The organism is Pseudomonas sp. LBUM1644 (assembly GCF_059716195.1).
In genome coordinates this window covers 3,346,391-3,359,932 of sequence record NZ_CP166812.1, presented here as the reverse complement: position 1 = coordinate 3,359,932, position 13,542 = coordinate 3,346,391, and the positions used below count along the sequence as shown (strand labels likewise).

Here is a 13,542-nt window from a genome sequence, read left to right as displayed (position 1 = left end):
CCGAAGGCTGCGATCTTTTGATCTTAGCGGTCGCGCAAACTACGCTCCATCCGCGCAATGCCTTCTTCCAGCAATGCCCGCGGGCAGCCAAAGTTCAAGCGCACGAATTGCCGGCCGTTATCACCAAAATCCAGCCCCGCGCTCAGACCGACCCTGGCCTGGTCGAGGAAGAACTGCTGCGGGTTCTCCAGCCCCAGCGCCGAACAATCGAGCCAGGCCAGATAAGTGCCTTGGGGGATGTTCATGGTCACGCCCGGTAAACGCGTGCGGACCGCTTCCACCAGATAATCCCGATTGTCTTGCAGATAAGCCTTCAGCCCGGCCAGCCAAGGACCGCCTTCGCTGTAAGCCACGCGTGTCGCTTCCATGCCCAGCGGGTTGACGCTGTCGACCATGCCGCAGCGGGCGTGGTTGACCCGCGCGCGCAATGCCGGGTCCTGAATGATCATGAACGAGGTCTTCAGACCGGCGATGTTGTACGCCTTGCTTGCCGACATCAGCGTGATGGTGCGCTTGGCGATGTCCGGGCTCAGCGCGGCGGTGGGAATGTGCACCCGCCCGTCAAAACACAGCTGCGCGTGGATTTCGTCGGAGATGATCCAGGCGTTCTGTTCCAGGCAGATATCAGCCACGGCTTGCAGTTCTTCCCGTGGGAAGACTTTGCCCAGCGGGTTGTGCGGGTTGCTCAGCAGCAGCGCGCCGCCGCCTTTCAGCGCCTGATTCAAGGCTTCGAGCTGTGTGGTGTAAGTGCCGTCCGCCAGCGCATCGAATTCAAGTTCAACCTTGTTCAAACCCCAATTGGCCGGTGCGTGGCGCAACGGCGGGTAGTTCGGCACCTGGACCACGACGTTCTGCTGTGGCTCGACCAGCGCCTTCAGCGCCATGTTGAAACCGGATTCCACGCCCGGCAGGAAGATCAGCTCCTCAGGCAACACGCGCCAGGCGTAGGCGTTCCACAGGTCGCTGACGACGGCGGCACGCAAGTCTTCCTGAGGCACGCTGTAGCCGACCATCGGGTGTTCCAGGCGTTGACGCAGGGCTTCAAGGATGACCGGCGGCGCGGCGAAGTCCATGTCGGCGACCCACATCGGCAATACGTCGGCCGGGTAGCGGCTCCATTTGGTACTGCCGGTGTTGTGACGGTCGAACACCTGATCAAAATCGAAAGTCATGCTCAGTCTCATTCAAAGCGTAGTGAGTATGGCCGCCATGATAATCGCCAATCCCCTGTAGGAGCGAGCTTGCTCGCGATGGTGTGTCAGGCGACATCACCTTTGCTGACACACCATCGCGAGCAAGCTCGCTCCTACGGGCTTTTGTGTATGGACGAGACATGGCCGATGGTCGGTTTTCACACGAGGCACTGCAGCATTGTCTAGAGTTTGAAGTGTCGGCAGCCACGCTGCCGCGACCGTGTTTGCCCAAAGAAACCCGGCAAAAGCATCGGGTTTCCACCTGATCAGGAGTGCACGATGGACCTCAACCGTCGTCAGTTCTTCAAGGTCGCCGGCATCGGCCTTGCGGGCTCGAGCCTCGGCGCGCTGGGGATGCTCCCGGCGCCTGCCTTCGCCGAGCAAGTGCGTCATTTCAAACTCGCCCACACCCATGAAACCCGCAACACCTGCCCGTATTGCTCGGTCGGTTGCGGATTGATCATGTACAGCCAGGGCGACCAGGCCAAGAACGTCGTGCAAAGCATCATCCACATTGAAGGCGATGCCGACCATCCGGTGAATCGCGGCACGCTGTGCCCCAAAGGTGCAGGCCTGCTGGACTTCATCCACAGTCCCGGCCGTCTTCAGTATCCGCAGGTGCGCAAGCCCGGCAGTACCGAGTGGACGCGCATCTCCTGGGATGAAGCGCTGGATCGCGTAGTCGACCTGATGAAGACCGACCGCGATGCCAACTTCATCGAGAAGAATGCGCAAGGCCAAACGGTGAATCGCTGGCTGACCACCGGGTTCCTCGCGGCATCGGCAGCGTCCAACGAAGCGGGCTACATCACCCACAAGGTGATTCGCAGCCTGGGCATGCTGGGGTTCGATAACCAGGCACGTGTCTGACACGGCCCGACGGTGGCAAGTCTTGCCCCGACGTACGGCCGTGGTGCCATGACCAATACCTGGACCGATATCGCCAACGCGAATCTGATCCTGGTGATGGGCGGCAACGCGGCAGAAGCGCACCCGTGCGGTTTCAAATGGGTGACCGAAGCCAAGGCGCACAACAAGGCGCGCCTGATTGTGGTCGATCCGCGTTTTACCCGGACCGCCTCGGTGGCCGACTACTACGCGCCGATCCGCACCGGCACCGACATTGCCTTCATGGGCGGGCTGATCAATTACCTGCTGACCGAAGACAAGATCCAGCACGAGTACGTGCGCAATTACACCGACGTGTCGTTCATCGTCAGAGCCGGGTTCAGCTTCGAGGACGGGATTTTCAGCGGCTACGACGCGGCCAAGCGCCAATACACCGACAAGTCCGGTTGGGGCTATGAAATCGGCGAGGACGGTTTTGCCAAGGTCGACCCGACCCTGCAAGACCCGCGCTGTGTCTATCAGTTGATGAAGACCCATTACAGCCGCTACAACATCGACCTGGCCAGCCAGATTTGCGGCATGCCGGTTGATGCCATGCAAAAGATCTGGGAAGAAATCGCCACGTGCTCGCAACCGGGCAAGACCATGACGATTCTGTATGCGCTGGGCTGGACCCAGCATTCGATCGGTTCACAGATCATCCGCAGCGCGGCGATGGTGCAACTGCTGCTGGGCAACGTCGGCATGCCGGGCGGCGGCGTCAACGCGTTGCGCGGGCACTCCAACATCCAGGGCCTGACCGATCTGGGCCTGCTCTCCAATGCGCTGCCGGGTTATCTGACCCTGGGCGTGGACGCCGAGCAGGACTACGACGCCTATATCACCAAGCGCACGCAAAAACCATTGCGGCCGGGGCAGTTGTCCTACTGGCAGAACTACAGCAAGTTCCACGTCAGCCTGATGAAGTCCTGGTACGGCAACAACGCCACCGCCGAGAACCACTGGGCCTACGACTACTTGCCGAAGCTCGACATCCCCAACTACGACATCCTGAAGATGTTCGACCTGATGGGGCAGGGCAAGGTCAACGGCTACATGTGCCAGGGCTTCAACCCGATTGCCGCGTTGCCGGACAAAAACCGGGTGATGGCGGCACTGGCCAAGCTCAAGTGGTTGGTGATCATGGACCCGCTGTCCACCGAAACCTCGGAGTTCTGGAAAAACGTCGGGCCGTACAACGACGTCACCAGCGCCGATATCCACACCGAAGTCATCCGCCTGCCCACCACCTGTTTCGCCGAGGAGGACGGTTCGCTGGTCAACAGCAGCCGCTGGCTGCAATGGCACTGGAAAGGCGCCGACGGGCCGGGCGAAGCACTGACCGACATCAAGATCATGGGCGAGTTGTTCCTGCGCTTGCGCAAGCGTTATCAGGCGGACGGCGGCGCTTATCCCGAGCCGATCCTGAAACTGTCCTGGCCGTACAAAATCCCCGACGAACCGTCGCCCGAAGAACTGGCCAGGGAAATCAACGGCGTCGCGACCACTGATTTCACTGACGCCACCGGCGCGGCGATCAAGGGCAACGCGCAACTTGCGGGATTTGCCCAGCTCAAGGACGACGGCAGCACGGCGTCCGGCTGCTGGATTTTCTGTGGCAGCTGGACCGAGACGGGCAACCAGATGGCCCGCCGCGACAACAGTGACCCGTACGGCATGAAGCAACATTTGGGTTGGGCCTGGGCCTGGCCGGCCAACCGACGGATTCTCTACAACCGCGCCTCCTGCGATACGCAAGGCAAACCATGGGACGAGAAAAAACGCCTGGTGTGGTGGAACGGCAAGGCCTGGGCCGGCACCGATATACCGGACTTCAAGGTCGACTCACCGCCGGAGGCCGGGATGAATCCGTTCATCATGAACCCCGAAGGCGTGGCGCGGTTCTTTGCCGTCGACAAGATGAATGAAGGACCATTCCCGGAACACTACGAGCCGTTCGAGACGCCGATTGGCATCAATCCGCTGCACCCGGACAACAAGAAAGCCACCAGTAACCCGGCGGCACGGATCTTCGATTCGGTGTGGGACACCCTCGGCGTGGCCAAGGATTACCCGTACGCCGCCACCAGTTACCGGTTGACCGAGCATTTCCACTTCTGGAGCAAGCACTGCAAGCTCAACGCGATTGCCCAGCCGGAGCAGTTCGTCGAGATTGGCGAAGTGCTGGCGAAGGAGAAGGGCATCGTTGCCGGTGACAAAGTCAGGGTCAGCAGCAAGCGCGGGTTCATCGAAGCGGTGGCAGTGGTGACCAAGCGGATTCGTCCGCTGCAGGTCAACGGCCAGGTCGTGCACCACATCGGCATCCCGTTGCACTGGGGCTTTACCGGACTCACGCGTCACGGCTATCTCACCAACACCCTGGTGCCGTTCCTTGGCGATGGTAATTCTCAGACCCCGGAATCCAAGTCATTCCTGGTCAATGTGGAGAAAGTCTAAATGGCCAGCCAAGACATCATTACCCGTTCGGCCACCACGACTGTGCCATCTTCAGCGCGCCATCAGGAGGAAGTCGCGAAGCTGATCGACACCACCAAATGCATCGGTTGCAAGGCCTGCCAGGTCGCCTGCTCGGAATGGAACGAGCTGCGCGACGAGGTCGGCCACAACCTCGGCACCTACGACAACCCTCAGGACTTGAGCGCTGAAACCTGGACCTTGATGCGCTTCACCGAGCACGAAAACGATGCTGGCAATCTCGAATGGCTGATCCGCAAGGACGGCTGCATGCATTGCGCCGAACCCGGGTGCCTGGCCGCGTGCCCCAGCCCGGGAGCGATCATCAAGCACGCGAACGGTATCGTCGATTTCGACCAGGACCATTGCATCGGTTGTGGTTATTGCATCACCGGCTGCCCGTTCAACATCCCGCGGATCTCGCAAAAGGACCACAAGGCCTACAAGTGCACGTTGTGTTCAGACCGCGTGGCGGTAGGGCTGGAGCCGGCCTGCGTGAAAACCTGCCCGACCGGCGCCATCGTCTTCGGCACCAAGGAAGACATGAAGGAACACGCGGCCGAACGCATCGTCGACCTGAAAAGCCGTGGCTTCGAAAACGCCGGTCTGTACGATCCTGAAGGCGTTGGCGGCACGCATGTGATGTATGTGCTGCACCACGCCGACACCCCGCAGCTGTACGCCGGGCTGGCGAAGGATCCGCAAATCAGTCCGTTGGTGGGCTTGTGGAAAGGCGTGAGCAAACCCCTGGGCTTGCTGGCCATGGGGCTGGCGGTGGTGGTCGGGTTCTTCCATTACGTACGTATTGGCCCGCAAATTGTGGAAGAGGATGAACTGCCGCCGTTCAAGGACCCGGCGGTCCACGAAGTCGATCCGTCGGTGCACACCTTCGATCCGCGCGGGGAGGACAGACCATGATCCGCAAGCAGATCCTGCGCTACACCTCAAACCAGCGCACCAATCACTGGCTGGTGGCGATCCTGTTTTTCATGGCTGCGCTGTCGGGGCTGGCGCTGTTTCATCCGGCGCTGTTCTGGCTGAGCAACCTGTTTGGCGGCGGGCCGTGGACGCGGGTTTTGCATCCGTTCATGGGTGTGGTGATGTTTGTGCTGTTCATTGGGCTGGTGATCCGCTTCTGGCGGGCCAACTTCTTTATCCGCAACGATGGGCTGTGGCTTAAGCGGATAGGGCGAGTGATTCAAAACGAAGAAGACGGCGTGCCGCCGGTTGGCAAGTACAACCCCGGGCAGAAGCTGCTGTTCTGGACCTTGCTGGCCTGTATGTTGGCGTTATTGTTTACCGGGCTGGTGATCTGGCGCGCGTACTTCAGTGAGTATTTCGGCATCACCACCATTCGCTGGGCCATGCTGTTGCATGCATTGGCGGGTTTTGTGCTGGTGCTGAGCATCATCGTGCACATCTACGCCGGGATCTGGATCAAGGGCTCGGTCAGCGCCATGCTGCACGGTTGGGTCAGCCGCGCCTGGGCGAAAAAGCACCATGAACTGTGGTATCGCGAGGTGACCCGCGACGAAGACCCCGACCGACCGATCAGAAAAGGATAAGCACTTGGCGACGATTCTTGAGCCTGGCGAGATCGAAGCGGCGGCAAGTGCACCGCCGTTTCTGCACTTGCCACCGCGTAATCTGTTCACCTTGCGGGCGCTGGGGCTGGAGCGTTTGGCCGAGGGGCATCCGCTTGCGGATTACCTGCGGCTGGTGGCGGGGTTGTGTCATGTCCAACAGGCGTTGATGGATGATCCGCCGGTTGATGTGATGCCCGATCCCGAGCGGCTGAAAGTCTGTCAGCAACAGGGTTTACCGCCGTTCGCCGCCGACAGTCTGGTACGCGAGGGCGGATGGCTACCGTTTCTGTACGCCTTGCTGCTGCGCTACAAGCCACCGCCACACACGGCGGTCCAAAGCGCGATTAACACACTGCTATCTGCCAATCCCGGACAGCTCAAGGCTTGGGGCGTTGCGCTGGTCAGCGGCCAATTCGCGCTGCTGCCGGCGGCGTTGGTGCCGTTTCTCGGCGCGGCACTGCAAGTAGCCTGGAGCCACTGGCTGCTCGACACACCGAACCTGGCACTCAAACCCGGCGACAGCCTCAGTCAATGCCCGGCCTGCGGTTCGCCAGCCATGGCCGGGGTGATTCGCCATCGCGGCAAATTCAACGGTTTGCGTTATCTGGTGTGTTCGCTGTGTGCCTGCGAATGGCATGTGGTGCGGGTCAAATGCGTGTATTGCGAGCAGAGCAAAGGCCTGGAGTACGTCAGCCTCGATGATGACCGTCATGCCGCCAATCAGGCACCGTTGCGGGCCGAGGTCTGTCCCGGCTGCAACAGCTACCTCAAGCTGTTGTATCTGGAAAATGACGCCGAGGCCGAAGCGCTGTCGACCGACCTGACCAGCCTGATGCTGGACATGCGCCTTGAACAGGAGGGCTACCAGCGGCTGGCGCCGAACCTGCTCTTGGCCCCCGGAGGCGACTGAACCTGTACTGGGAAGGACCAGGCGTTTTGCAGCGTTAGCTGAATTGCCTTCGCGAGCAGGCTCGCTCCCACAGGGGATCTTCAGTGGACACACAGCCTGTGTTCACGCAGGTCCATTGTGGGCGCGTGCCGGCTTGCGAAAGGCTCAGCGGCTACACTCAGGCGGTCAATCGTTTTCGGGAGCCGCTGATGTCCTCCAGACCCGCCAGCCATGCCTTGCGTTTGCCTTCCATCGACAGTTTGCTGCGTCATCCGGCGTGCCAGCCGTTGGCCGAGCGCTATGGGCGTGACGTGCTATTGGCCAGCCTTCGGCAATTGCTCGATGACCTGCGCGAGCCGGTGATTGCCGGGCAGCTCGGTGCGGTTGAAATATCACCCGAAGTCTTGGCCGGCCGCGCGGGCGAGCGCCTGGTCATCCAGCATCGCAGCCATGTCCGTCGCGTGTTCAATCTCACCGGCACCGTGCTGCACACCAATCTGGGGCGAGCGTTGTTGCCAGAGGAAGCCATTGAAGCGGTGCAAATGGCCGCGCGCTATCCGCTCAATCTGGAGTTCGACCTGCACAGTGGCAAGCGCGGTGACCGTGATGACCTGATCGAAGGCCTGATCCGCGAGCTGACCGGTGCCGAAGCCGTGACCGTGGTCAACAACAACGCGGCCGCCGTGCTGCTGACGCTCAACAGTCTGGGCGCGCGCAAGGAAGGCATTATTTCCCGGGGCGAACTGATCGAGATCGGTGGCGCGTTCCGCATTCCCGACATCATGGCGCGGGCCGGGGTCAAGCTTCACGAAGTTGGCACCACCAACCGCACGCACGCCAAGGATTACGAAGCCGCCATCGGCCCACGCACTGGACTGGTGATGCGCGTCCACGCCAGCAACTACAACATCGAAGGCTTCACCGCCCGGGTGCCGACCGCCGAGCTGGCACAACTGGCACACCACCACGGTTTGCCCCTGCTCGAAGACCTCGGCAGCGGCAGCCTGCTCGATCTGACTCGCTGGGGTTTACCCGCCGAGCCGACGGTGCGCCAGGCGCTGCTCGATGGCGCGGACATCGTCACGTTCAGCGGCGACAAGTTGCTTGGTGGTCCGCAAGCCGGATTGATTGTCGGGCGCAAGGACCTGATCGCGAAGATCAAGAAAAACCCGCTCAAGCGGGCGCTGCGGGTCGACAAGTTGACCCTGGCCGCGCTCGAGGCGGTGTTGGGCTTGTATCGCGACCCGGATCGACTGGCTGAGCGCTTGCCGAGTTTGCGCCTGCTCACTCGATCACAGGCCGACATCCTCGCCCAGGCCGAACGCCTGCAGCCTTCCCTGGCGCGTGTGTTGGGCGAGGAATGGAACGTCAGCGCGGTGCCGGCGTTGGGCATGATCGGCAGCGGTAGCCAACCGGTGGCGCGATTGCCGAGTGCTGCGTTGTGCCTGCGACCGCAGGCCAGCAAGCGCCTGCGCGGTCGGCGGTTGCTGGAACTGGAAGCGGCGTTTCATCGCTTGGATATCCCCGTGCTCGGGCGCATTGATGACGATGCGCTGTGGCTGGACTTGCGGCAATTGGACGACGAAGCCGTCTGGCTGGCTCAGCTCGATCAATTGAACCTTTCGGGCCCAGTGGCGTGATCGTCGGCACCGCTGGCCACATCGACCACGGCAAGACCGCGTTGCTTCAGGCCCTGACGGGGCAAGCCGGGGATCGCCGCCGGGAAGAGCGCGAACGCGGCATGACCATCGACCTCGGCTATCTCTACGCGGCACTGGAGCCGGGCGCGGCACTGACTGGATTCATCGACGTACCCGGTCATGAACGTTTCACCCACAACATGTTGGCCGGCGCTCAGGGCATTGATCTGGTGTTGCTGGTGGTGGCCGCGGACGACGGCGTCATGCCGCAAACCCGCGAGCATCTGGCCATTGTCGAATTGCTGGGAATCCCCAAGGCGCTGATCGCGATCAGCAAATGCGACCGGGTTGATCCCGACCGAGTGCAAGCCGTCCATGAGCAAATAGAAGCATTGCTGGCACCCGGACCGTATGCCGGCGCGGCGCAGATTGCGTTGTCGAGTGTGACCGGCGAGGGCATCGAGACGCTGCGCCAAGCGTTGATCGATGCCCAAAGACACGTTCTTGAACGCAGTACCCGAGGTGGTTTTCGCCTGGGCATCGACCGTGCTTTCAACGTGGCCGGGGCCGGTGTCGTGGTGACCGGCACCGCGTTGTCGGGGCAGGTTGCCGTGGGCGATACGCTGTTGCTCGGCCCGCAAGGCAAGCCCGTTCGGGTGCGAGGCTTGCATGCGCATAACCAGGCGTCGGACAGCGCGTTCGCGGGTCAGCGCGTCGCGCTAAACCTGAGCGCCGAACGCCTGGCGCTGGAGCAGATTCACCGTGGGCATTGGTTGTTGGCTGAGTGGCTGTATGCGCCGACTCAACGGCTGGACATCGAGATGCAATTGCTGGCTGGCGAGCCCAAGGCATTCGAGCACTTTCAGCCGGTGCACCTTCACCTCGGCACGCAGGATGTCACCGGGCGAGTGGCGTTGCTCGAAGGCGCCAGCCTCGCGCCAGGTGAGCGCATGTTCGCGCAGCTGCTGCTGAATACGCCGGTGCACGCGGTGAAAGGCGATCCCCTGATTCTTCGCGACCATAGTGCCCAACGCACCCTCGGCGGTGGTCGGGTACTCGATCCGTTTGCGCCGACTCGACAACGCCGAAGCCCTGAGCGATTGGCGCAGCTACGGGCGCTGATGACGACGGACAGTCTGGAAGCTGCACTGCCTGCGCTGCTGGCCAGCAGCGATACCGGACTCGATCCGCAGCAACTTGAGCGCCAGTTCAACCGTCCGCGCAGGTCATGGGTGCTACCGCTTGATGTGCGCCTGATCGACACTCGACAGGGGCCGCTGTTGTTCAGCGCTGTACGCTGGGAGGCCCTGAACGCGCCGTTGCTGGAACACCTTTCGCGCTTTCATCAACTCGAACCAGATCAAATGGGTCCGGACCGGGATCGCCTGCGGCGGTTTACCGGGACTGCGCTGGATCGTCCGACCTTCATCAGTTTGCTCGACGAATTGTTGACCAGCGGTCTCATCGTGGCCAGCGGGCCATGGCTGCATTTGCCGGAGCATCAGGTGCGTTTGAGCGCTGAAGACCAAGCGCTGTGGCAGCAGTTGCAACCGTTTTTTGAACAGTCAGGTTTTGATCCGCCGTGGGTACGCGACCTGGGGCATGACGAGGCAGTGGTGCGCTCGCTGCTGCGCAAAATGGCGCGGTTGGGGCTGGTGCATCAAGTGGTGCGCGATCTGTTTTACACCGAGACGATGATCCGGCGATTGGCGGCTATGCTGTTGCAACTGGCGGCAGAAAACCCGGTGATCCAGGTGGCGGCCTTTCGTGATGCGGTGGGCCTAGGGCGCAAACGCAGCATTCAGATCCTCGAGTACTTCGACCGGCTCGGCCTGACCCGACGGATTGGCGACCAGCGCCAGATTCGTCTCGACAATGCGTTGGCCCGGCAAGACGGGCACTGATTCAAGGAAGGCAATCGCGCCCGGTGGCGCGGCCGGGCTTCAAACCCGGTTGGGGACGGCATCCGTTCCCGGGCAGGTTCGACTCCGGCTGCCTTCCGCCATTTTTCTGTGGATAGCGCTTTGGTGTGGACGCGTTTTGTTGCGCAAAGTGTGGGAACGATCAACGGCAAGATCAAAAGATCGCAGCCTTCGGCAGCTCCTACAGGGATTTGTGTATAGCGGGTGTCCCGGTCGGTGTAGGAGCTGCCGAAGGCTGCGATCTTTTGATCTTGCGGGAATGTTACTTTGCGCCAGTGTTTCAGAACGGTCCAAAGCCCAGCGGGTATTCAATGACGACGTAGACCCTGTCGATGTCATCGCCTCCCTGGGCAGGGTTGGCCCGGTGTGACACATGTGACAGTTGCAGCGACAAGCCCTTGGCCGATCCGGATTGCACGATGTAGCGCAAGTCGATGTCGCGCTCCCAATGTCGTCCGCCATTACCTTGTTGTGGCACATAAGTGCCAGTCGATTCATCGAACGGGTTATAGGCGCCGCCCTTGGGCGCGTGGGTGCCGTCGATTTGGCTGCCCTTCACATAACGGGTCATGAACTTCAGGCCGGGAATGCCATAGCGGGCCAGGTCGAGGTCGTAGCGCGCCTGCCAGGATTGTTCGTGGGCGCCGTTGAAGTCGGCGTATTTGATCGAGTTGGCGAGATAGATGGAGTCGCCGCCGACAAAGTCGAAGGGGGTGTCACCGTTGATTTTTTGATAGGCCACGGTAAACGCATGGGCATCGAGGGTGAATTTGCCAGACAAGCTGAACGCGGTGTTGTCGATGGCGCCAGCCAGTGCCTGCCCAGTGTCCTGCGTATGGTAGAGATTGGCATCAAGGAACCAGGCGGATTTTTTCAGGTGCAGATTGCCGTAGTACTGATGCCAGGTGTCGGTCAGTTCCGAGGCGTAGACTGCACCCCCCAAAGGACTTTGCGTGAACAGGTCGGCCCCTAGAAACGAAATGCCGCCCGCTTCAGTGTTGGCGCCGTAGCCATAAAAGTTGTCCTTGCCTGAAGAGCCGTCCTGGTTCTTGAAGGCGGTGAAGTGACCGGCCACCAGGTTCATTCCCTCGATTTCGCGACTGTTCAACAGAAAACCGGTGGCGTATTCCGGTTGCAGGCGCTTGTCCGAGGTGTCGAACACTGGGGTTTCTACCATCATTTCACCGAACGCCAATGTGGTTTTCGATGCCTTGATTTTCAGCGCGCCACCGCCACTGGAATAGTTGTCTTCGCTGCGGCCGTCGTCATCCACCGGCAGCAATCCCGTCCCGGAATGCCCCTTGCCGCCATCGAGCTTAAACCCTGCAAAAGCGTGCGCATCGAGGCCGAATCCAAGTGTGCCGGGTGTGAAACCGGATTCAAAAGAGCTGATAAAGCCCTGAGCCCATTCGGCTTTATAGTTTTTATCTGCTGGCGAAGGCGAGCGGTAGTCGCTGTTGAGGTAGAAGTTTCGACTGAGCACTTCAAGCGTCGCGCCCTCCAGGAAACCTTGCGCCGACTCATCGGCCAGCGCGGTTGCGGTGGTGCCGGCAAACAGCACGGACAAACAAAAGCGCAATCCAGCGTTGAGGTCTTTCGAGGAAAACGTCATGGATCAGTCACCGCTCGCGGTGACGCCGGACCGCCCGACGTCGCCGCTTGTGCTTAAAGTTCTTAATGGCCTTCGGAGGCGCCAAACATGGTCTTGGCATAAATCAGCCCCAGACCGTAGGAACCGCCATTGGCAATCGAGGTTTTCACGGTTTCTTCATAGGTTTCAGAACGCGCCCAGTCACGTTGCAGTTCAAGCAGGTATTGCAGGGAGGTCATCGGCCGAGCGCCGATCTGGATCATGCGCTGCATGGCCATTTCGTGAGCCTCGGTAGAAACGTCGCCACAGGCATCGGCAATCACGTAGACCTCGAAGCCCTGGTCAATGGCCGACAGCGCCGGGCCAACGATGCACACCGAGGTCCACAGGCCGGCGAGGACGATTTTTTGTTTAGCGAACGCGTTGACTTCGACGGCAATGCGCTCGTCTTCCCAGGTGTTCATGCTGGTGCGGTCGATGACGTTGTGTTCCGGGAACACCGACTTGATTTCGTCAAAGATCGGGCCGGAAAAGCTCTTTTCGGCGACGGTGGTGAGGATGGTCGAGACCTTGAAGCCGCGTGCAGCCTTGGCCACCAGCGCGGCATTGTTGCGCAGAGTGACGGCATCGATCGATTTGGTCGCGAACGACATCTGCGACTGGTGATCAATCATGATCAGCGTGTGGTCGGTCGGGGTCAGCAGGGTTTTGCCGGGAACAGCTTTTGCAATGGCCATGGCGATGTCCTTACACGGGGAGTGAAGAGGCCATGGTTGCGCAGTTTCCAGCAGAGATATTGAATCGGTGTGCTGTATTTGCCCCGATGCCCCTGTAGGAGCTGCCGCAGGCTGCGATCTTTTGATCTTGATTTTTTTGAGACCGCTGAAAATCAAAAGATCGCAGCCTTCGGCAGCTCCTACACAGGGCGGTTGTCATTGCATCACGTAACGCCCGGGTGCCGACTCCAGGGCCGGGTACTGGGCGTTGCCGGTGTGCAGCATAGAAGGTTGGCGTTCACCCGCGTGTTCGGCCAGCCAGATGAACCAGTCATTCCACCAGCTGCCGGTGTGTTGCTGGGCATTCTTGAACCAGGTCTCGGGATTTTTGGTGACCCGATTGTTGGTCCAGTAGTGACGTTTTTCCCTTGCCGGCGGGTTGATCACCCCGGCGATATGCCCGGAGGCGCCCAACTCGAAGCGCTTGGTGCCACCGAGCAGCTCGGGGTTAGTGCAAAAACCGTTGATCTGTACCGTTCGCGGGTCATGAAGCGGATACAGGCCAATACCTTGCCGGACCTGGTAGGCATGGCCATCGCGGCTGACATGGTGGATCCACTGAAGTTGCGTTGACACTTCGCA

10 protein-coding genes, 1 tRNA gene and 1 pseudogene are annotated in these 13,542 nt (G+C 60.8%); 8 read left to right on the top strand and 4 right to left on the bottom strand.

Going from position 1 to position 13,542, the window contains the following annotated elements:
• Window positions 1–23: 23 nt before the first annotated feature.
• Window positions 24–1,172 (bottom strand): MalY/PatB family protein, encoded by a 1,149-nt coding sequence (locus tag ACA052_RS15180; protein WP_497645606.1) that lies wholly within the window; start codon window positions 1,170–1,172, stop codon window positions 24–26.
• A gap of 300 nt (window positions 1,173–1,472) precedes the next feature.
• Between ACA052_RS15180 and fdnG the strand changes: the two genes are divergently transcribed.
• The 7 genes from fdnG (at window position 1,473) to ACA052_RS15145 (ending at window position 10,676) form a co-directional block, all read left to right on the top strand.
• The gene (gene fdnG, locus ACA052_RS15175; RefSeq protein WP_497645605.1) at window positions 1,473–4,538 is read left to right on the top strand and encodes a formate dehydrogenase-N subunit alpha; all 3,066 of its coding nucleotides are present in this window, start codon (window positions 1,473–1,475) and stop codon (window positions 4,536–4,538) included.
• Window positions 4,539–5,474: a formate dehydrogenase subunit beta gene (gene fdxH, locus ACA052_RS15170; RefSeq protein ID WP_497645604.1), complete on the top strand. Its 936-nt coding sequence runs from the start codon at window positions 4,539–4,541 to the stop codon at window positions 5,472–5,474. It abuts the gene before it with no gap.
• Window positions 5,471–6,121, top strand: a complete 651-nt coding sequence (locus ACA052_RS15165; protein WP_497645603.1) for a formate dehydrogenase subunit gamma — start codon at window positions 5,471–5,473, stop codon at window positions 6,119–6,121. Before fdxH ends, ACA052_RS15165 begins: the two co-directional genes overlap by 4 nt.
• A gap of 4 nt (window positions 6,122–6,125) precedes the next feature.
• Window positions 6,126–7,052: a formate dehydrogenase accessory protein FdhE gene (gene fdhE / locus ACA052_RS15160; RefSeq protein WP_497645602.1), complete on the top strand. Its 927-nt coding sequence runs from the start codon at window positions 6,126–6,128 to the stop codon at window positions 7,050–7,052.
• Window positions 7,053–7,240: 188 nt separating this feature from the next.
• On the top strand, window positions 7,241–8,671 hold the full coding sequence (selA, locus tag ACA052_RS15155; protein WP_497645601.1) for an L-seryl-tRNA(Sec) selenium transferase: 1,431 nt from the start codon (window positions 7,241–7,243) through the stop codon (window positions 8,669–8,671).
• Complete coding sequence (gene selB, locus ACA052_RS15150) at window positions 8,668–10,575, top strand: selenocysteine-specific translation elongation factor (protein WP_497645600.1); 1,908 nt, start codon at window positions 8,668–8,670, stop codon at window positions 10,573–10,575. The genes selA and selB overlap by 4 nt, the downstream gene beginning before the upstream one ends.
• Window positions 10,576–10,580: 5 nt before the next feature.
• A tRNA-Sec gene (locus ACA052_RS15145) sits at window positions 10,581–10,676 on the top strand.
• A gap of 197 nt (window positions 10,677–10,873) precedes the next feature.
• Here ACA052_RS15145 and ACA052_RS15140 read toward each other — a convergent pair.
• The 3 genes from ACA052_RS15140 to ACA052_RS15130 form a co-directional block, all read right to left on the bottom strand.
• The gene (locus ACA052_RS15140) at window positions 10,874–12,205 is read right to left on the bottom strand and encodes an OprD family porin (protein ID WP_497645599.1); all 1,332 of its coding nucleotides are present in this window, start codon (window positions 12,203–12,205) and stop codon (window positions 10,874–10,876) included.
• Window positions 12,206–12,267: 62 nt separating this feature from the next.
• On the bottom strand, window positions 12,268–12,921 hold the full coding sequence (locus tag ACA052_RS15135) for a hydrolase (protein ID WP_497645598.1): 654 nt from the start codon (window positions 12,919–12,921) through the stop codon (window positions 12,268–12,270).
• Between the two features lie 195 nt (window positions 12,922–13,116).
• Window positions 13,117–13,374, bottom strand: coding sequence for a hypothetical protein (locus tag ACA052_RS15130; protein WP_497645597.1), 258 nt, complete (start codon window positions 13,372–13,374; stop codon window positions 13,117–13,119).
• Window positions 13,375–13,395: 21 nt separating this feature from the next.
• Here ACA052_RS15130 and ACA052_RS15125 point away from each other — a divergent pair.
• Window positions 13,396–13,533: pseudogene (locus ACA052_RS15125) on the top strand (LuxR C-terminal-related transcriptional regulator); the annotation flags it as partial.
• Between the last annotated feature and the right edge of the window lie 9 nt (window positions 13,534–13,542).

Coding starts and splice junctions, on each gene's coding strand:
- ACA052_RS15180 (WP_497645606.1), bottom strand. CDS start 1,172: ATGACTTTCGATTTTGATCAGGTGTTCGACCGTCACAACACCGGCAGT.
- fdxH (WP_497645604.1), top strand. CDS start 4,539: ATGGCCAGCCAAGACATCATTACCCGTTCGGCCACCACGACTGTGCCA.
- ACA052_RS15165 (WP_497645603.1), top strand. CDS start 5,471: ATGATCCGCAAGCAGATCCTGCGCTACACCTCAAACCAGCGCACCAAT.
- selA (WP_497645601.1), top strand. CDS start 7,241: ATGTCCTCCAGACCCGCCAGCCATGCCTTGCGTTTGCCTTCCATCGAC.
- ACA052_RS15140 (WP_497645599.1), bottom strand. CDS start 12,205: ATGACGTTTTCCTCGAAAGACCTCAACGCTGGATTGCGCTTTTGTTTG.
- ACA052_RS15135 (WP_497645598.1), bottom strand. CDS start 12,921: ATGGCCATTGCAAAAGCTGTTCCCGGCAAAACCCTGCTGACCCCGACC.